Below are 18,898 nucleotides of genomic sequence, written 5' to 3'. Positions count from 1 at the left end.
CACGCTCTTTGGCAAACAGGATGCGCAGTTCAAAAAGAATGCTAGCTATTTCCGGCAGGGGCGAATGGCAGCCTGCCGATCGCAAAAAATAAAAACAAAAGTCGGAACGGTTCTGTCAGTTCCGTTCTGGCGGGAACCGGTCTAAAGAAAGAACGTATGAGTTCAATAGCCGAAACATCAGCCCCCAGCGGAGTGCGCAAGCGCCGACTTCCGTTATCATGGCTTGGCGTGACACCGTTTTTCATCTTCGCCATTTTGTTCCTGATCTGGCCGACGATGTATCTCATCATCGGTGCATTTCAGGACCCGGCCGGAAACTTCACGCTCCAGAACATCCACGATCTGTTCCAGCCGCAAATCATGAGCGCGTACTGGGTATCGATCAAGGTCAGTCTCGCATCGGCCATTGGCGGCGCGATCATCGGCTTCTTTCTGGCCTGGGCGGTCGTTCTCGGCAACCTGCCTTCGTGGCTGCGCCCGACGGTATTGACCTTTTCAGGCGTCGCATCGAACTTTGCAGGCGTGCCGCTTGCCTTCGCCTTTCTGGCGACACTGGGGCGAACCGGCTTTGTGACGATCCTGCTCAGGGAGTGGTTCGGTTTCAATCTCTATTCGACAGGTTTCAACCTGCTCTCCTTCTTCGGCCTGACGCTGACCTATCTGTTCTTCCAGATACCGCTGATGGTGCTCATCCTGACGCCCGCGCTCGACGGTCTGAAAAAGGAATGGCGGGAAGCCTCATCCATTCTGGGTGCGACTACCGCGCAATACTGGCGCATGGTGGCCTTCCCGATCCTGTGGCCGAGCCTGCTCGGCACGACGCTTCTGCTGTTCGCCAATGCCTTCGGCGCAATCGCAACCGCCTACGCTCTGACGGGTTCCTCGCTCAACATCGTGCCGATTCTGCTCTATGCCCAGATCCGCGGCGACGTTCTGCATAACCAGAACCTCGGCTACGCGCTGGCACTTGGCATGATCGTCATTACGGGTGTTTCGAACCTCATCTATATCTGGCTGCGTATGCGTGCCGAAAGGTGGCAACGATGAAAAAGAAAGGCATTAATGCCCAGAAGATTGGGGCCTGGATCGCCTTCCTGATCGGCGCAATCTACTTCCTCGTCCCACTGATTGGCACGTTCGAATTCTCGCTGCGTATGCGGCGCGGCGAATATTCCTTCGATGCCTATCGGGTCGTGTTCTCCGATCCGAACTTCCAGGCCACCTTCGGCTATTCGATTCTGCTTGGCTTGCTCACCATCGTTTTCGGTGTTCTCCTGGTGGTGCCTACGGCCTATTGGGTGCGCCTGCGCCTGCCGCAACTGCGCCCAGTGATGGAATTCATCACGCTGATGCCATTGGTCATTCCGGCCATCGTCATCGTTTTCGGTTACTTGCGCATCTACAATTCGTCGTCGTGGCTGCCGTTCACGGCATCCACCCGCGCGACCGACCTGCTCCTGATGTTCGGCTATATGACGCTGTCGCTGCCCTATATGTATCGCGCTGTCGACACAGCGATGCGCACGATTGATGTTCGCACGCTGACCGAAGCAGCCCAAAGCCTCGGCGCGGGCTGGGGCCGCATCATGTTCAAGGTGATTTTCCCAAACGTCATCTCCGGCGTGATGAGCGGTGCTTTCATCACATTCGCCATTGTCATCGGCGAATTCACGCTGGCTTCGCTTTTGAACCGTCCGGCCTTCGGTCCCTACCTGCAGCTGGTCGGCGCAAACCGCGCCTACGAACCGTCAGCGCTGGCGATCATTTCGTTCGGCATCACGTGGCTCAGCATCATCATGCTGCAGCTCGTCTCGCGCCTCAATAAATTCAAGACAACCGCCGGGTAACATTCATGGCTTTTCTCAACATCAAAAACCTGAAAAAGAGCTTCGGCGCCAATACCGTCGTCCACGATTTCAACCTCGCCGTGAAAAAAGGCGAATTCGTTTCTTTCCTCGGTCCATCGGGCTGCGGCAAGACAACCGTTCTTCGCATGATCGCCGGTTTCGAAGCGCCCGATAACGGCGCCATCGAAATCGACGGCAAGGATGTGGTCGATCTCAAGCCCAACCAGCGCAATATCGGCATGGTGTTTCAGGCCTATGCGCTCTTTCCGAATATGACGGTGGCGCAGAATGTTTCGTTCGGCCTGCGCGTTGCCGGGAAGCCGAAGGCGGAAATCGACGCCACCGTGCAGGAGATGCTCGGCCTCATCCGCCTCGACCATCTGGCGGATCGTTATCCCTATCAGATGTCCGGTGGCCAGCAGCAGCGCGTGGCACTGGCCCGCGCGCTTGCCACCAAGCCGCAGGTTCTTCTGCTCGACGAGCCTCTATCGGCGCTGGATGCGAAAATCCGTATATCCTTGCGCGAAGAAATCCGTGCCATCCAGCAGAAGCTTGGCATTACCACCGTCTTCGTCACCCACGATCAGGAAGAAGCGCTGTCGATTTCCGACCGCATCGTGGTCATGCACGAAGGCCGCGCCGACCAGATCGGCTCGCCGTTCGACATCTATAACCGCCCTGCCTCACGCTTCGTGGCATCTTTCGTCGGCACACTCAACATGCTGGAAGCCTCGGTTAGCGAACCCGGCAAGAACAGCATCGAACTCGACGGCCGCACCATCACCGTGCAGGAAAAGCTCGACCATCATCCGAAGGGCAAGCCTGTCACATTGGCCTTGCGCCCGGAAGCTGTCAGCCTCGAAGCACGCAAGAGCCACGATACCTCGCTGGATGCGACGATCGAGGACGTGCACTTCCTCGGCTCTGTCATCCGTACACGTGTGGCGCTTGGCAAGAACCGCCTGTCGTTCGACACGTTCAACGACCCCACCCAGCCTCCGCCGCAGCGCGGTGACAAGGTGACGGTGCATTTCGCCTCGCATGATCTGCTCGTGCTGGCAGATTAAAATAAAAAAGCCGCCCGATGGGCGGCTTTTTCAATTATAGCGAATTTTATTCGCCCCAGGGACCGTGGAAATCACCATCCTTATCGATACGCTTGAAGCCGTGCGAACCGAAGAAGTCGCGCTGGCCCTGAATGAGATTGGCCGTGCCGAGCGCCTGCGTGAAGCTGTCGAAATAGCTGAGCGCTGAGCCGAGCGCTGGCAGAGGCAGGCCAGCGAGTGCCGCCTTGGCGACGATCTGGCGCAGGCCCTTGGAAGCCTTGCTCATGCGTTCGACAAAAGCAGGTGCCAGCAGCAGGTTGCGGCTTTCGCTGTCTTCGAAGGCATGGGCAATATCGTCCAGAAGCTGCGAACGAATGATGCAGCCTGCGCGCCAGATGCGCGCCGTTTCGGCAAGCGGAATGTTCCAGCCATGCTCTTGCGAGGCGGCTTCCATCACCGCAAACCCTTGAGCATAGGCAGCAATTTTGCCAGCAAGCAGGCCCTGCTCCAGATCGGCAAGGAATTTTGCCTGATCGGAAATGTCGAGGCTGCGCGAACCCGGCTTGTAGGCCTTTGCGGCAAGCTCACGCGTAGCCTTCAGCGAGGACAGCGAGCGCGCGGCAACAGCGGCTTCGATTGCCGTTGCCGGAACGCCAAGCATCTGCGCCTCGATGGCCGCCCAGCGGCCCGTGCCCTTCTGACCGGCTTCATCGAGGATCATGTCGACCATCGCCTTGCCGGTTTCCGGATCGGTCGCCTTCAGCACCTTGGCGGTGATTTCGATCAGATAGGAGTTGAGCGGGCCTTCGTTCCACTTCTCGAACACATCACCGATGGCCGGAGCCGAAAGCCCGAGGCCGTCCCGCAGGATGCCGTAGATTTCGGCGATCATCTGCATGTCGGCATATTCGATACCATTGTGGATTGTCTTGACGAAATGACCGGCGCCATCCGGGCCGACCAACGCGCAGCAGGGCTCGCCCTTATATTTGGCGGCGGCAGCAAGCAGGATCGGTGCGATGCGCTCATAGGCTTCCTCAGTGCCGCCGACCATCATCGACGGGCCATGGCGTGCGCCTTCCGCACCGCCGGAAACGCCCATGCCGACAAAGGTCGGGTCGTTGGGGCCAAGTGCCTTCAGACGGCGCACCGTATCGCGGTAATCGGAATTACCGGCGTCGATCATGATATCGCCCTTCTCAAGATAAGCCTTGAGGCGGGTGGTTTCGGCATCCACGGGAGCGCCTGCCTTGATGAGGAAGATGATGGGACGCGGCTTGCGGATATTGGCAGCCAGATCCTCGAAAGTGGGGCAAGGGATGATCTTGTCGCGCAGCGGGCCAGCCTTTTCCATGAAGGCTTTGAGCACAGGCTCATCACGGTCATAGACGGCTACCGTGTAGCCTTTCTCGGCTATGTTCAGCGCCAGGTTGGAGCCCATGACGCCAAGGCCGACCATTCCGATATCTGCTTTTTCCATTTTGTGCCCTTCAGAAATGCAACCGACCGGCCGTCGTCTAGACACATGCAGAACATCGAACGCCGACAAGCCGAACCGATAAGAATAGGCTGCAGCCGGATTTCGGCAGCAGCGCATGTCAATCTGTATCCTATTGTGGGATGATCTAGGGCATATGACGCAAAGTTGATAGACCTCCCATGACGAAAATCACCGGTTTTGCCCGTGGAATCGTCTGGTTAAATCGGTTAGCTCACCCCAAAAACCTGTATTTCGCACACTTCACACCCGTTCCAGCTTGCGATGCGGCAGCGGCGGCAATTCGACAATTATCGCGTCTTCCGCCTTCACCGTGCCGCCTGCAAGAACGACGGTCATGATGCCGGACTTGCGAACAAGTTCGCCGTCGGGCGTGCGATCCAGCACAGCATCGAGAAGCCCGGCCTGGAAATTCTCTATCTGGGAGCAAGGGTTGCGCAGGCCCGTTGTTTCCAGAACGACCTCGTCGCCAATTCGGATCAAAGCGCCCTGCGGCAGCCCCAGAAGATCAACGCCGCGCGTGGTGACGTTCTCGCCAAGATCTGCGGGCGCGACATCAAAACCCTTTTCCGCAAGCTCGTCGAAAAGCTCGGCATGAATGAGATGCACCTGCCGCAGATTGGGTTGCGTCGGGTCGGCCCGCACGCGTGAACGGTGCTTCACCGTCACGCCTTGATGCGCGTCGCCTTCGACGCCGAGTCCTGTGACAATGCGGATTTCCGGCACGACCTGCTTTGAAAAACGATGCTCGCCATCCCGCGCCACAGCCACGACAAATCCACGCATCACGTCCACCTCCCCTGACAGGATAAACAAACTTCGTTGGCCGCATTACATGGGTTATATAGCACCTGTATGAAGCTGTAGGGCAAGCACGTGAATCACGACAAGCAGGTAAAAACGGATTTCCGCTGGGGCATTTGGGGCACAGGCACGATAGCCGCCGCCTTTGCTGCCGATATTCAGGCAAGTGCTGGAATGCGCGTTACCGCAGTCTGCTCGCGAGCATCAGAGACCGCCGAAACATTCCGGCGACGTATCGGCGCCGACAAGGCGTTTGGCGATTCAGGTGAATTTCTTTCCGACGCGAATATTGATGCCGTCTATATTGCGACCCCGAGTGCCATGCATGTGCTACAGGCCATGCAGGCAATCGCAGCGGGCAAGCCCTGCCTGATCGAAAAGCCGCTCTCGCTGGATGCTGCTGGCGCGCGGCAGATCGAAGCTGCGGCAAAAGCAAAAAGCGTCTTCGCCATGGAGGCCATGTGGAGCCGTTTTCTGCCGGCGATCCGCGCTGCCAAACAGCATATCGATAGTGGTCGCATCGGCACCGTGACACGCATCGAAGCCGATCTTTCCTATATCCGTGCCTACGACCCGCAAAGCCGCTTCTTCAGCCCGGACCTTGGCGGCGGCGCAGCATTCGATCTGGGTGTGTATCCGGTTTCGCTTGCATTGTATTTTCTCGGTCTGCCGGATCATGTCGATGGCCGCTGGCAGCGCGCCAAAAGCGGCGTGGACATGCGCACCGAGTTCCAGCTTGGCTGGCAGGGTGCCACGGCCAGCCTCTCCTGCGGCTTCGACCGCGACGGCGACAATCGCATGCTGATCGAGGGAACCAGGGGCACGATCCTGATCCACGCGCCGTTTCTGAAAGCCCAGAGGCTGACCCTGTTTTCAGCCTTTGCGGCGCGGTCGTCGCTCGGGCCGAATGGCGGCAAAGGCCTTGTCGGCAAGGTTATGAACCGTCTGCCCCTGCCGGGCCGCACAATCGAAACTCATGCCTTTTCCGGCAACGGGCTGCAGTTTCAGGCCGAAGCGGTCCGCGATGCGGTGCGAAGCGGCCAAATCTCCAATGCGATCATGCCACTCGACCAGAGTGCAGCCGTTGCCGATATCGTCCGCAAGGTGCTGGCTAGAGCATGATTCCGAAAAGTGGGAACCGGTTTTCGGATAAAATCATGCTCAAACAAAAGTTTAGAGCGGGATAACGATTCAACTTAAAAACATCACGCTCTAAAGGCTAGAAGCTGCTTCTCATCCTGTAAGGCTGTGCATTTTCGCCAGCATTGTTCAAGGCAAGCGCGATTTCAGTGATATGCAACGCCACATCACCGGAAAAGAATGCCTTATCGCCGGTTTGGATAGCCCGAGCCTGATCGGCAATACCGCGCACAAAATCGATCTGCGAAGGATACATCGGCAGCGTCCGCTTGTCGGCCTTCGGATAGGAGAGCTTTTGACCGACGGTCGGTTTCCATGACAGGAACTTGCCGATGCGCATTTCCAGAATACCGAACAGGCGCGCCAGAAAACGGCGTTTTTCTTCCGTGCGCTCAAGACGGACAGCCGAGCGATTATCCCAAAGGTCATCCACCACAATCGAGCCCTTGTCGGCAACGATTGTCAGGCTGCGATCCTTCGGCATCGCAAGCCCGGATGTGAGGCGTGCCACCAACCCCGACCTGAAAACAAGACAGCCGACCGAAAAATCGCGCGCCATATGCAGATGTTCGGTCCCCGGCCCCTTGTCGGGAAAGGTTATGGCAGAAAATGCCGAAACGCTCTCGACCGGGCCGAACAGCGACACCAGCCATGACAGTGCATAGCCTGCATGTTCCAGCGTGCAACCAATCTCAAACTCGTGCAGGCCCGGCCATGGCGCTCCCGACTGCGAACGCCAGGTCGACCATTTGTCACGAAATACCGGCCCGTCTTCCATTTCGGCATAAACCAGCCGCGGCATGCCGATCCCGTTGATCACGCTTGCTACCAGACGATAGGCTTCGCTGAGGCCGTTTGCCGGGGCTGCCGCCAACGTGAGGCCGGCTTGCCGTGCAAAAGCGACCAGCGCTTCCGCATCCTCATAATTCATAGCCAGCGGTTTTTCGGAGTAGACATGTTTTCCGGCGGAAAGCGCTGCATGCGAGATTTCAAAATGGCTTTCAGGTGTTGTCAGATTGACGACGATCTGCACGTCTGGATCGGCCAGCACGGCCTCGAAACTTTCATAGGCGCTAACTGAATAGTGCGCGCAGAACGCTTTCAGTCGTTCAGGCGACCGATCATAGACCCCGCGCAGCGTCAGCTCGGGATAATTGCGCAGCGTGGTCATGTAATAGTCGGCAACAAACCCGGTCCCGACGATTGCGATATTCATGAAGTGGCTCCGGCTACCCTTTTAGGAATGATAATTTTCGCAGTCAGTCTGAGGCCGAAAATCGCAAAGACGAGCGTAAGCCAGACCGGGTCCATGCGGCGGAAGAAAAAACTTTCCAGCATGGCATTCAGCGTTCCGAAGAACACGATCATCAGGAAGAAATCGGCAAGCAGCAGATTTTCGCGAACCGGACGGCACCGCACATAATTGACCAGCGGCATCACGATGATGACCAAGATCGTGCAGATCAGCGCCGGAATCCCCATCGATACCGCAATATCGAGATAGCCATTGTGTCCATGCACGATGCCGCGCACATCCCAATCCAGATAATAGGGATTCGCCGCCTCTTTCACGATTGGCGTGCCCCAGAAGCTTTCATAGCCGAAACCGGTCCAAGGGCGATGGGAAAGCGCCTCAACGGCAAAGGCCCAGATGGAAGTGCGTCCGGTGAAGGTCGGATCAACATCAAGCTGCAGAACGAGCTGGTGCATCGGCTCGAAAAGAATCGTACCGAAGGTGAACAGCGCGAGCAGAAACTGGATCGTGAAAACTGCCACTGGCGCAAGAAAACGGAGACCAAAAATGCCGGGGCCGATCACGAGCAGCATGGCGAGCGGCACCAGTGCCGCAGTGGTTTTCGATCCGGTCTGCGAAACGAAGATCAATGCAGAAACCGCAATCAGAAAACCGCTTACGCGCCAGCCGCGCCGCCACAGATAGACACCGGCAAAGGCAAAAGCGGCCATGACCGGACCGGCAATGTTCTTGTGCGTGAAGACACCGCGCCAGAGATAGGCGTTTTGCGGCTCCAGAGCGTCGGCGCCGTGTGTCCCGAGATTTGGCAGGAGGAGGACGCCCGCATAGGAAATGACAATCACGACCGAAGCCACCGCGACCAGCATCGACGAATAGGCATCGCCATCCTGTGGCAGGCTCAAAACAGCGATGACGGTCAGAATGCCGATCATCGTCAAAAGCACGCCGCGTATGGCGGTTGACGGATCGGGGCTTGCGAAAACCGATGCGAACAGGAAGGCGAACATCAACAGCCATCCGGGGCTGACGATTTTGACCACTTTTTTCGGGTCGGCAAACATCGCAAGCGACAGAAGCGCCACCGCGCCGAGGCAACCGAAACCAAGCTGATTGATGACGTCGCCGCCGCCCGATGCGGCACCGTCGGCTGCGGCACTCAGCGGATTGAACGGGCGGAATGAAATCAGAAGGATGCAGAACGTTATCGTGGCGATAACAAGCGCAATCGTACGGATCGTCGCCCGCATATCGGTTTGCGCTGCAACGTCGGAGCGGGTGTCAGTTCTTGTCCGGGTTGCGATACTGCTCATTCAGATATCCAAAATGGGCCATGACCCGGCCCAACCCGATATGGATGAAATAGGTCCCGACCGGCACGAAGCGCGCCGCGAATCCGCGCCGCAGCGCCTTGATTGGAGAATAACCCAGAAGTGCAACGCTTTTCAAAAAGACACGGACCTGACCGAAAGGCTCGTCCTTGCGCTGGCGCTGTTCGATCAGTGTCGACAGAACACCGTTGCGCAAGCCGCGCGCCGTGATCCAGTCACTCTCCAGCCGCCGCGCCGGAATGGTTTCACGGACAATGCCTTCATTGCACCAGGCGATATTAAAGCCCTTGGCCCGTGAACGATTGATGAAATCTGAATCGCCGCCGCCGGTGAAGTTGAACTTCAGGTCCATGAACGGATAGCCAATGGCTTCCAGAACCGGACGCGCAATGAGCAGATTACCGGATGAATAGATGATCGGAACCGGGCCAGTCTTGTTGTAATGCGGCAGGAAGACAGGATGTCGCGCCCATTTTTCCGCGCCCGGCTTTTCAAAGATCGGATATTGCGGGCCCCCGACGAGGCTGGCGTTATAACGCTCGGCAGTGGCTACCATGTTTTCGATCCAGGCCGGATCAGCCAGTTCATCGTCATCGATGACGATGACATATTTGAAGTTCGGAAAGTAGGTCATCGCCGTCAGCCAGCCCGCATTATATGCGTTGCAGTTGCCGCGATGGGATTCGACAATCAGCATGCCGGTATATTTTCCGGCCTCGAACTGAGGCGCCGCAACCTTGGCGCCTTCCTGGTCCTCCGCCTCGTTCTCGATCACCACGACCGCGAAGCGGCGGCTCGTGACCTGAGCATTCAGCGTATCCAGCGTCCGGATGACATGCTCCGGACGGCGGAACGTCGGCAGCGTTACCACCACCTCGACTTCATCGAAACGAAGCCCAGGAGTTTTAGCAATTACTTGTATATGACTAGGTAAATCAGACATAAACGCTACCGGATATTTCGAACTTCTATATTTGTTTATCCGCCACTATTGAAAAACATTTAAAGAAAAGTTCACCGCAGGACTATAAACACTGGCCAAAACTATCATAGAGCATACCGACCCGAAATGTTAAGGGTTTTAAGATGAATAATGCATTAGGAAAAGCTTGAGCGCGCACCATTATTTTTGATGCTGCCAGCGCGAAAATGATTGTTCAGGAGTTGAATTGCCGTCCCCTCACCTTGTTTTCGTGACATCGATTGTTCCGCACGGAGTACCGACCACCGGCTATGAAGTGGCAAACGCCGCCGTGGTCGACGGCTTGCGTCGTTCGGGAGCAAAGGTGACCGTTCTTGGCTTCACATGGCCGGGCGTGAAAGCCGATGCCGCGGATACTGTCGTTCTGGGCGAAGTCGAAGTACGGACCGAAGGCGCGGGTATCAAGCGCAAGATCGGCTGGGTGCTGAAATCCTTCCTGACCGGCCTTACGGTTTCCTCGGCGAAGCTGCGGGTGATACCAGCTGAGACACTGCACGCGGCCATCGCCAAGATCGGCCCGTTCGATGCCTATGTGCTGAACGGCGTGACCTTGCCCGGTGCATTTGAAGACATCTTCAAGGACAAGCCCTCGCTGTTCGTGGCGCATAATGTGGAATATCGCTCGGCAGAAGAAAACGCCGCCGACGCCGGAAGCTTCGTCCAGAAATTCCTGTTTGGTCGCGAAGCCCGTATTCTGAAAGGATTGGAAAGCCGTCTCATCGGGAATGCCCGCTTCGTTTTCACTTTCGCCGAAGATGACGGGCCGGCGCTCGGCCTCGGCCCTGATCGGTTTGCGACAATGCCGCTTGTTACGCCGGGCGGGATGCAAGCCGCACAGCAGCGGCCTGTCAAGTACGACCTCGCCCTGATCGGCACATGGACTTGGCACCCAAACCGCATCGGGCTCGAATGGTTCCTGCGCGAGGTAAAGCCGCATCTTCCAGACGATATTTCCATCGCAATTGCGGGCAACACGCCCGCCGATCTGATTGCTACATGGTCGGGTGTGGGGTCCGATATCAATTTCGTCGGCAAGGTGCCGGACGCGACTGAATTTGTCGAAAGCGGCGCGCTTGTACCGCTCATCAGCCGTGCGGGAACCGGCGTGCAGCTCAAGACCATCGAGACATTCGAACTGGGCATGCCAAGTGTCGCGACATCGCATTCCGTGCGCGGTATCGGCAATATTCCGGACAATTGCACCATTGCCGACGACCCGAAGGCATTCGCTGCGGCAATCGTCGAGCGCATTGAAAAGATAAGGTTGGGGGATCGCCAGAGACTGGACGGCAAAGCCTTTACAGGGTCACAAATCGAAGGCATGGACCGCGCAGTTGCCAGAGGTCTGCAAGCACTTCATGGCGAAGAGAAAAATACGGACCAGGCATGATGCATACCGAAAATGTCACTTACCGGAATATCCTTGGCGTGAAGGTCGCCTGTTTCGACTGGGCCGGCGCCTTTGCCTTTTTCGAGAACCGCATCAATGAAGGCCGGTTCATGAAACAGGGTTGGCTCAATGCCAACAATTCCAACATTACGGATACCGACCCAGCTTACCGCACTGCATTGCAGGATTTCCTGATCCTGCCCGACGGTGTGGGCGTCGATATTGCAAGCAAGGTCGCCTATGGCAGCAAGTTCCCTGCAAATCTCAACGGAACAGACTTCATTCCGGGCCTTCTGCAGCATATGAAACGCCCGCTGAAGGTTGCACTTCTCGGTGGCGGTCCGGGCGTTGCCGCCGATACTGCGCAGCTCTTCATGCAGCAGATACCGCACCATGAATATCGCGTCATTTCCGACGGCTTCTTCAAGCCCGCAGATCTCGACGGCATTCTCGGTCAGCTCAAGGAATTTCATCCCGATATCCTGCTCGTCGCCATGGGCGTTCCGCGCCAGGAACTCTTCATCGACAAGCATATCACGGCGGAGCATTGCACGGTGGCGAGTGCGGTCGGCGCCTTGTTCGATCTGCACACGGGTCGTGTGCAACGCGCCCCGCACTGGGTGCGCAAGATCCAGATGGAATGGGTGCACCGGCTGCTACAGGAACCGCGACGGCTCGCAAAACGCTATCTCATCGGCAATCCCGTATTTCTGTGGCGCGTTGCCAAAGGCTGGATGAAGGGAGAACCCCGGTGAAAACCGCAATCGTCACAGCCAGTTGGGATCAGGATTTCGAGCGCTGCAAGCTGCTTTGTGAAACCATAGACAAATATGTCAGCGGTTTCACGAAGCACTATATCCTTGTCGACAGCAAGGACGTTGCCCTGTTCCGCAAACTCGAAAGCACACAACGCGTCATCATCGATGAACGCGATCTGCTGCCCTCATGGCTCCACGCCTTCTGGGATCCGACCTATCTGTGGCGCAGGCGCGTTTGGCTCTCACTCAGAACCAAGCCGCTGCGCGGCTGGCATGTGCAACAGCTGCGCCGCATCGCACTTGCCGGTGCCGTGGAGGAAGATGGATTTCTCTATACGGATTCCGACACGGCTTTTCTGCGTCCCTTCGATTGCGGCACACTCTGGCACCACGAAAAGCTCCGGCTTTTTGTGCGCCCCAATGCGCTTGCAAACCCGGAATGGCCGGAGCATCCAGTCTGGGCGGCCAATGCGGCAAAGCTGCTCGGCATCAGGAAAGGGAAAAGCGGGCTGAACGACTATATCGGCCAGCTGGTCTCATGGCGGCGCGATAGCGTGATTTCCATGTGCGAAAGGATCGAAGCCCATACCGGACAACATTGGGTGGCAGCCCTTGGCAATATACGTCGTTTCTCCGAGTGCTTCATCTATGGTCGCTATGTCGATGACGTCCTGCACGGCTCCGGTCATTACAGCGACACCCATGATCTGTGCCGGATGCAATGGTTTGCACCGCCGCCAAGCGAAGAGGAATTCCGCACCTTCATCGCGGAAATGGAACCGCATCAGGTCGCCATAGGCATGCAGTCCTTCCTCGGCCTTTCGGTCGATGACATTCGGCGGATTATCGGAGCCTAAATCTCAAACACGTTTTGCCGGCAAACGAATGCTCGTATAGGTGAAAACCAGCGACAGCAGATAGAGCCCGGCGAATACGACGTTGAGGCCGAGAATCCAGTCGTGATTATCGGCATAATTCACGAGCAGAAGCCAGACGAAGAATGCCTTGGCAGCGGTCATCAGCACCATGCTCAATGTCCTCAGACCGGACTGGCCGCGCGCATAGAGAATTTCGGTCTGATACTCGATGAGGTTGCGAAAACCCGGTACGAGCAACACCAGCGGCAGCAGCCCGACAATCGGGGCAACGCTTGAACCGAGTGCGTTCGGGAAGATTTGCAGGAACACGACCATAGCGCCAAGACCTGCCACCGAGACGGCAAAGACTGCAAATTCCAGCCCGGCGCGGATGCGCAATGAGGACAGCATGTCCGGCGTGCGCATGAGCTTTTGCACCAGCATCATGTTGAAGGACCGCACAGGCAAAGCTGTCAGATCGACAAGCCGCATGATGATCGCATAAAGACCCGCCGTCGCAGGCCCGCCAACGGTCAGCACAAGAAGCTTGTCGAGCTCGGCCTGAATATAGAACAGCAGTTCGGCCCCCATGACTGCAATCGCATCCGAAAGCCGCCGCATATAGAGAACCGGTTTGAAGCGGAGCCGGATAGACGGATAGAATTTCAGCGCCGTAAGCAGCGCAACGCCATTGGCCGCCGCATACCACCACGCCCAATGGGCAATGTCATGAACACTCGCCAGCCACATGAACAGGACAGCCGCCACAGCGCGTGTGGCTGTTCCGAAAATCACCAGCCCCGCCGATATGCCGAACCGGCGCAGGCCATTGTTGACGATGATGATGATTTCCGTCGAACGCCAGAGCAAGGCTTCCGCAAATACCACCACGGCAAAAGGCAGAAATGAAATGTCGCGGCTGAAAAAGACGAAATAGACCAGCCAGGACGCCAGCGCGAACAGTGGCAGGGAAACCAGAAGAGCGACAAGAAAACCCGCCGTATAGATGCCGAGCAGGCGCGGCTTCACTGTCGATATGCGGTAAAGCGGCGAACTGAAGCCCAGAGAAACGAGACGTGACAGAACCACGCCCGTGCCCGATGCGGTGGCAAATATACCGAAATCACCGGTCGGCAGTGTGTTTGCAAGCGCAATGAAATAGACAAGCGAGACGACCAGCCTGCCAGCGGAGCCTGAAAACAGGGACAGGTAATCGCGCACCATTCCGGCGTTATTGCCTGACAGTTTCCGGAGCGCTTTCGCTATCAACAGGGAGCCTCGCCTATCATAGTCTGGTGTATATGCCTGTTCGTTGGAACGGAGGCATAATCGGGGTTTAGCTAAAAAGACTTAAACTCTTCTTTGCAAGCTCAAAGAGTAAACAAGCAAAAGCTAAAGTTGCAGATTCAAGGAATTGGCACTTCACCTCGACATTATTTTAACGTTTTGTTTTCTATAAAAAATTACATTCGGCCTTGAGGTGCGAGCCAATCGGATTCCCGTTTGGCATGCGCAAGCCTTGGCTTATGAATTTCAAAGCAGCCGTTGGCGCCGGAAACGGTTGAGACGGCTTACAGACACGGACGATTTCGGCAATGAGCGATCACGAGGAGCGCAGAAAGGCGGGAGTTGAGAAACCTCTTCTCGCATTCTCCGACGCTCGCCCCGCTGGTCGTTTTGACAGCGAAACCGCACCACCCTGGACACCACCGGCGACGCCGGATGAACGCGCCGCGTTCTTTCGCCAGCACGATCATGCTGCGCAGGAAACACCAGAACCGGCGGAACCTGTTCTCGAAGAGGAACTGGATGATGCCGATGTCGCCGAGCTGCAAAAGCGCGTCGCGCTGATCGAGGCGGAACTGGAACGCAAGGTTCAGGAACGCGAGCGCCGCAAAGTCACAGTCGAAACTCCCGTTCCAACGCCAGAGCCGACCCGCGCGCCGGCCCCGGAGCCGATCAAGCGCCAGCGCCCTGTCATTGACGGACCGGCACCTGATGCGGAATGGAAACCACTGATCGATCCGCGCATCGCTATCGACGTGCTGCGGGGATCGCGCAAGCTACTGCTTGTCAGCACACTACTGGGTGGTGTGGTCGCCGCGCTCTATGCATTGTCCTTGCCGCAGATGTATGTCGCATCGACCGATATTCTGGTCGATCCGCGCAATATCAAGACCGTTGGAGACGAACTGACACCAGGTCAGCTCCCGACCGATGCGTCACTTGCCGTTGCGGAAAGCCAGGCACGCATCATCGATTCCAGCAGTGTGTTGCTGAAAGTGATCGACAGGACCGAACTGACAAAAGACCCCGAATTCAACGGCACTCTGGTTCCAACCGGCATTGCCGGGCTGTTTGCACAGATCAGGGATATGCTGTCGCCCAAAAAGGCAAGCGACAGCCAGACACTGCAAACCCGCGTCCTGTACAATCTGCACAAGAGCATCGCCATCGGTCGCGACGCCAAGACCTTCATCTATTCAATCTCGGTGAAAACGCGTGATCCGCAGAAATCGGCATCGCTTGCGAACACGATCAGTTCCGTGTTCCAGAGCGAGCTTGCATCCGTGCAATCCGATGCTGCACGGCGCACCTCGGACGAACTGTCGAACCGTCTTGCCGATATGCGCGCCAATGTCGAACAGGCGGAGCGCGCAGCAGCTGATTTCCGCGCCTCACGCGATCTCGTCAATGTCGACGGCAAGCTGATCAGCGATAACGACCTGACCCGGCTCAACGACCAGTTGACCAACCAGCGCGCTGAAACAATGCGGCTTCAGGCCCGTGTGCAGGTACTGAACAGCGCCACATCCGACAGTGTTGTATCCGGTACCTTGCCGGAAGATCTGCGTTCCAACACGCTGACCGCGCTGCGCGCGCAATATGCGCAGGCGCGCCAGACGGCAAGCGGCCTGTCCACCCAGCTTGGGCCGCGCCATCCGGCACTCATTCAGGCACAGTCGCAGGCAGGCACGGTCCTGAACGACATCGATGCCGAATTGCGACGCATCCGCTCCTCGTTGCAGGTCGAGGTCGCCCGGTCCACGCTGCAGGAAAAGGACCTCACTGCCCGCCTGGCGCAGCTAAAATCGCAACAGGCGAACAATAGCGGCGATCTGGTGAAGTTGCGTGAGCTTGAGCGCGAAGCCACAGCACGGCGCTCGGTCTACGAAGCCTTCCTCCTGCGCTCGCGCGAGACGAACGAACAGGAAGGTCTGAATACGGCCAATGTCAGGGTTTTGTCGGAAGCTCGCCCGCCGCTCGATCCCGCAGGCACATCGCGCAAGCTGATCGTCATTGCCGGGCTGATTGCAGGCTTCCTTGCAGGCCTTGCAATCACAGCCGTCCGCAACTTCGGACGGCTGCTGCGTCTATCTTAGAGCGCGTTTCGATCTGATTGGATCAGATCGGCGCTCTATCTCTTTGTTTTGACGCGCATCTTTTCCGAAAACCGTTTCACACTTTTCGGGATGCGCCCTAATTCACGCGGACTGCCGCAAAGAGGTCTCAACGCGCGGCACCTTGCGCCCGCTGGCACGCAGAATGCCATGTGTCCCGTCAAGATGGCCGGGCTTCAGCTCCAACGCCAGAAAGCGACGCTTTTCATAAGGGCCGGGCATGGCAAGCTCGCCGGTCTTTTCAGCGGTGAAGCCGAAACGCTCGTAGTATTCCGGATCGCCGACAAGGATGATCGCGCCATGGCCGCGGTCTTTTGCTTCATCGATCGCACGACGCATCAACGCCGAACCGATACCGCAACCGGCAGCGAACGGATCGACCGCCAGCGGGCCGAGCAGCAAGGCAGGCACCGGAAAGCCGAAAACATCGAGACCGGCATGGACATTCCATAGCCGCACAGTACCTGCAAGCAATCCGTCTTCGCCAAGCGCGGCAAAAGCCAGACCGTCCGCAGGCAGGCGACCGCGACGCAGCTTTTCCGATGACTTCCGGCGACGGCCTTCACCCATCGCGCGATCCAGCAGCGATTCACGCGCAAGCACGTGCTCCAGCGTTTCGCCCGCTATTGTGAAAGCCGGAGCGACGATGGTTGCAGTATGTTCCTGAATTTCCAGAGTTACATTCATGACATCTATCCCCGCAAAGCGGCAGCAGCACACCCCACCCAGCGCCTTGCAGCACTGGGCGGATTGAGAGGATCATTCGGGACTTTTGAAGATATGATCTAATCCGAAAATCGGTTCCCACTTTTCGGGATCATACCAAGTCTGAATGATCAGATGACGTAGGATCGGAGCGGTTCGAAGCCGTTGAACGCCACCGCCGAATAGGTGGTGGTGTATGCGCCCGTGCCTTCGATGAGGATTTCATCACCGATGGTCAGCGAGACCGGCAGCGGGTACGGCGTCTTTTCATAAAGTACGTCCGCACTGTCGCATGTCGGCCCAGCCAGCACGCATGGTTCGGTTTCGCTGCCGTCATGCGGGGTCACGATCTGATAGCGGATCGCCTCGTCCATGGTTTCGGCGAGACCGCCGAACTTGCCGATGTCGAGATAGACCCAGCGCACATTGTCGTTGTCTGCCTTGCGCGAGACCAGAACCACTTCGGTCTTGATCACGCCTGCATTGCCGACCATGCCGCGACCCGGTTCGATGATGGTTTCCGGGATACGGTTGCCGAAATGCTTGGACAGCGCATCGAAGATCGCCATGCCGTAGGCCTGAGCAGTCGGCACGTCCTTGAGGTAACGGGTCGGGAACCCACCGCCCATATTGACCATGCGCAGGACAATGCCTTCGTCAGCCAGGGTGCGGAACACCGATGCTGCATCGCCAAGCGCGCGGTCCCATGCAGAGAGGTCCGTCTGCTGCGAGCCGACGTGGAACGATACACCGTAGGAATCGAGACCGAGCGACTTTGCATGGCGCAGAACGTCGATGGCCATCGCAGGCACGCAACCGAACTTGCGCGACAGCGGCCACTCAGCACCTTCACCATCCGTCAGCACGCGGCAGAACACGCGGCTGCCGGGAGCGGCGCGAGCAACCTTCTCGACTTCTTCAACGCAGTCGACCGCATAAAGGCGAATGCCCAGCTCGAAGGCGCGCGCAATATCGCGCTCCTTCTTGATGGTGTTGCCATAGGAGATGCGGGTTGGCGTTGCGCCGGCTTCCAGAGCCATTTCGATTTCAGCAACCGACGCAGTATCGAAGCACGAGCCGAGCGAAGCGAGCAGGCGCAGGATTTCCGGCGCAGGATTTGCCTTCACCGCGTAGAAGATGCGCGAATAGGGCAAAGCCTTCTCGAAGCTCTGATAGTTGTCGCGCACGACGTCGGTGTCGACGACGAGGCAAGGACCGTCCGGACGGCGGGTGTTGAGGAAGTCGATGATACGCTGCGTTGCCATGGTCGTTCTCCCGCACGGCTTGATCTTGCCGTATTCTGGTGCGTAACCCCGAAAAGTTTCAGACTTTTCGGAAAGGATTACGCAGAAAAGGACTTAGAGAATTTCGCAGGTCCTCTTTGGACCAAGAGAAACTCTAAGGACAAAGTGTGCATGAACGCATCCGCCGTGAGGCCAGCCTTTGGAGGTGCTGATGTCACGCGAAAACTCATGCGGCGATGGAACAACGCTAAACCCGCGTTACTCCGCTTTGTCTGCCTTGGATTGGAATTGGAGAACCGCATCCGCACTTCTGGCAATGAAGGTGTGCCTCTTCAGTAATTTCGGCTTTTGGACAGCCGAAAGACACTAGAAAGGCCCGCACCGTCGTTGCTTCAAGATGTCCTCGATCTGGCGGTTGGCCAACAGATCGACTGGAGCGGTTAGGTCCAGGTACCGTACCGAATTCCTCACCATTCGAGGATCGGCGGACACCCACAGGCACGTGCGACTTTGGGCAAGCGCGATATAAGCGCAAAGTCGTGTCCATTCAATGACAAAAATTCCTCCGGACGAATTTATTTTGGCAGGATCGCGTTGAACGGCACGCTTGCCATTGTTCAATATAAGTGAAACATTCGCAGCT

General features: G+C 57.3%; 16 protein-coding genes. 8 read left to right on the top strand and 8 right to left on the bottom strand.

The genetic code is table 11. The features are described 5' to 3' along the window. Positions 1 to 156 precede the first annotated feature (156 nt). From OHI65_RS05065 to OHI65_RS05055, 3 genes are read left to right on the top strand one after another with little or no spacing between them, the layout of a single operon-like run. Positions 157 to 1,047, top strand: coding sequence for an ABC transporter permease (locus OHI65_RS05065; protein WP_125301767.1), 891 nt, complete (start codon positions 157 to 159; stop codon positions 1,045 to 1,047). After that, on the top strand, positions 1,044 to 1,847 hold the full coding sequence (locus OHI65_RS05060) for an ABC transporter permease (RefSeq protein ID WP_010660708.1): 804 nt from the start codon (positions 1,044 to 1,046) through the stop codon (positions 1,845 to 1,847). The genes OHI65_RS05065 and OHI65_RS05060 overlap by 4 nt, the downstream gene beginning before the upstream one ends. Before the next feature lie 5 nt (positions 1,848 to 1,852). Continuing rightward, the gene (locus tag OHI65_RS05055; RefSeq protein WP_010660707.1) at positions 1,853 to 2,914 is read left to right on the top strand and encodes an ABC transporter ATP-binding protein; all 1,062 of its coding nucleotides are present in this window, start codon (positions 1,853 to 1,855) and stop codon (positions 2,912 to 2,914) included. A gap of 46 nt (positions 2,915 to 2,960) precedes the next feature. Here the strand turns inward: OHI65_RS05055 and gndA are convergent, their stop codons facing one another. Next, complete coding sequence (gndA, locus tag OHI65_RS05050; protein WP_012093528.1) at positions 2,961 to 4,373, bottom strand: NADP-dependent phosphogluconate dehydrogenase; 1,413 nt, start codon at positions 4,371 to 4,373, stop codon at positions 2,961 to 2,963. A 261-nt stretch (positions 4,374 to 4,634) separates the two neighbouring features. Further along, positions 4,635 to 5,177 (bottom strand): MOSC domain-containing protein, encoded by a 543-nt coding sequence (locus tag OHI65_RS05045; protein WP_125301840.1) that lies wholly within the window; start codon positions 5,175 to 5,177, stop codon positions 4,635 to 4,637. Positions 5,178 to 5,267: 90 nt separating this feature from the next. Here OHI65_RS05045 and OHI65_RS05040 point away from each other — a divergent pair, with 90 nt between their 5' ends. Next, positions 5,268 to 6,317 (top strand): Gfo/Idh/MocA family protein, encoded by a 1,050-nt coding sequence (locus OHI65_RS05040; protein WP_125301769.1) that lies wholly within the window; start codon positions 5,268 to 5,270, stop codon positions 6,315 to 6,317. 97 nt (positions 6,318 to 6,414) lie between these two features. On the opposite strand, the gene OHI65_RS05035 is transcribed toward OHI65_RS05040, so the two are convergent. The 3 genes from OHI65_RS05035 to OHI65_RS05025 are packed head-to-tail and all read right to left on the bottom strand — an operon-like array spanning position 6,415 to position 9,861. After that, positions 6,415 to 7,551 (bottom strand): Gfo/Idh/MocA family protein, encoded by a 1,137-nt coding sequence (locus tag OHI65_RS05035; RefSeq protein WP_125301772.1) that lies wholly within the window; start codon positions 7,549 to 7,551, stop codon positions 6,415 to 6,417. Continuing rightward, on the bottom strand, positions 7,548 to 8,900 hold the full coding sequence (locus OHI65_RS05030) for an O-antigen ligase family protein (protein WP_125301774.1): 1,353 nt from the start codon (positions 8,898 to 8,900) through the stop codon (positions 7,548 to 7,550). The genes OHI65_RS05035 and OHI65_RS05030 overlap by 4 nt, the downstream gene beginning before the upstream one ends. Next, positions 8,869 to 9,861: a glycosyltransferase family 2 protein gene (locus OHI65_RS05025; RefSeq protein ID WP_010660701.1), complete on the bottom strand. Its 993-nt coding sequence runs from the start codon at positions 9,859 to 9,861 to the stop codon at positions 8,869 to 8,871. The genes OHI65_RS05030 and OHI65_RS05025 overlap by 32 nt, the downstream gene beginning before the upstream one ends. Before the next feature lie 226 nt (positions 9,862 to 10,087). Between OHI65_RS05025 and OHI65_RS05020 the strand changes: the two genes are divergently transcribed. From OHI65_RS05020 to OHI65_RS05010, 3 genes are read left to right on the top strand one after another with little or no spacing between them, the layout of a single operon-like run. After that, positions 10,088 to 11,290: a glycosyltransferase gene (locus OHI65_RS05020; protein ID WP_094515867.1), complete on the top strand. Its 1,203-nt coding sequence runs from the start codon at positions 10,088 to 10,090 to the stop codon at positions 11,288 to 11,290. Then, complete coding sequence (locus OHI65_RS05015; protein WP_010660699.1) at positions 11,287 to 12,045, top strand: WecB/TagA/CpsF family glycosyltransferase; 759 nt, start codon at positions 11,287 to 11,289, stop codon at positions 12,043 to 12,045. Before OHI65_RS05020 ends, OHI65_RS05015 begins: the two co-directional genes overlap by 4 nt. Beyond that, a complete protein-coding gene (locus OHI65_RS05010; protein WP_012093535.1) occupies positions 12,042 to 12,905 on the top strand; it encodes a DUF6492 family protein in 864 nt (287 codons plus the stop codon). The genes OHI65_RS05015 and OHI65_RS05010 overlap by 4 nt, the downstream gene beginning before the upstream one ends. A gap of 3 nt (positions 12,906 to 12,908) precedes the next feature. Here OHI65_RS05010 and OHI65_RS05005 read toward each other — a convergent pair whose 3' ends face one another. Further along, a complete protein-coding gene (locus tag OHI65_RS05005; protein WP_040128563.1) occupies positions 12,909 to 14,174 on the bottom strand; it encodes a lipopolysaccharide biosynthesis protein in 1,266 nt (421 codons plus the stop codon). A gap of 326 nt (positions 14,175 to 14,500) precedes the next feature. On the opposite strand from OHI65_RS05005, the gene OHI65_RS05000 reads away from it, so the two are divergent. Continuing rightward, positions 14,501 to 16,288 (top strand): GumC family protein, encoded by a 1,788-nt coding sequence (locus OHI65_RS05000; RefSeq protein WP_094515863.1) that lies wholly within the window; start codon positions 14,501 to 14,503, stop codon positions 16,286 to 16,288. A gap of 102 nt (positions 16,289 to 16,390) precedes the next feature. Here OHI65_RS05000 and OHI65_RS04995 read toward each other — a convergent pair whose 3' ends face one another. Both OHI65_RS04995 and odc2 read right to left on the bottom strand, forming a co-directional pair. Then, a complete protein-coding gene (locus OHI65_RS04995) occupies positions 16,391 to 16,993 on the bottom strand; it encodes a GNAT family N-acetyltransferase (protein ID WP_125301777.1) in 603 nt (200 codons plus the stop codon). A gap of 149 nt (positions 16,994 to 17,142) precedes the next feature. After that, positions 17,143 to 18,276 carry an ornithine/lysine decarboxylase gene (gene odc2, locus OHI65_RS04990; RefSeq protein ID WP_010660694.1) on the bottom strand — a complete coding sequence of 378 codons (1,134 nt, stop codon included), beginning with the start codon at positions 18,274 to 18,276 and terminating at the stop codon, positions 17,143 to 17,145. Positions 18,277 to 18,898 lie beyond the last annotated feature (622 nt).

The organism is Brucella sp. MAB-22 (genome assembly GCF_025908475.1).
Classification (GTDB): Bacteria; Pseudomonadota; Alphaproteobacteria; order Rhizobiales; family Rhizobiaceae; genus Brucella; species Brucella anthropi.
Note: the sequence above shows the minus strand (reverse complement) of the source record. Positions and strands in the feature narration are given on the sequence as shown.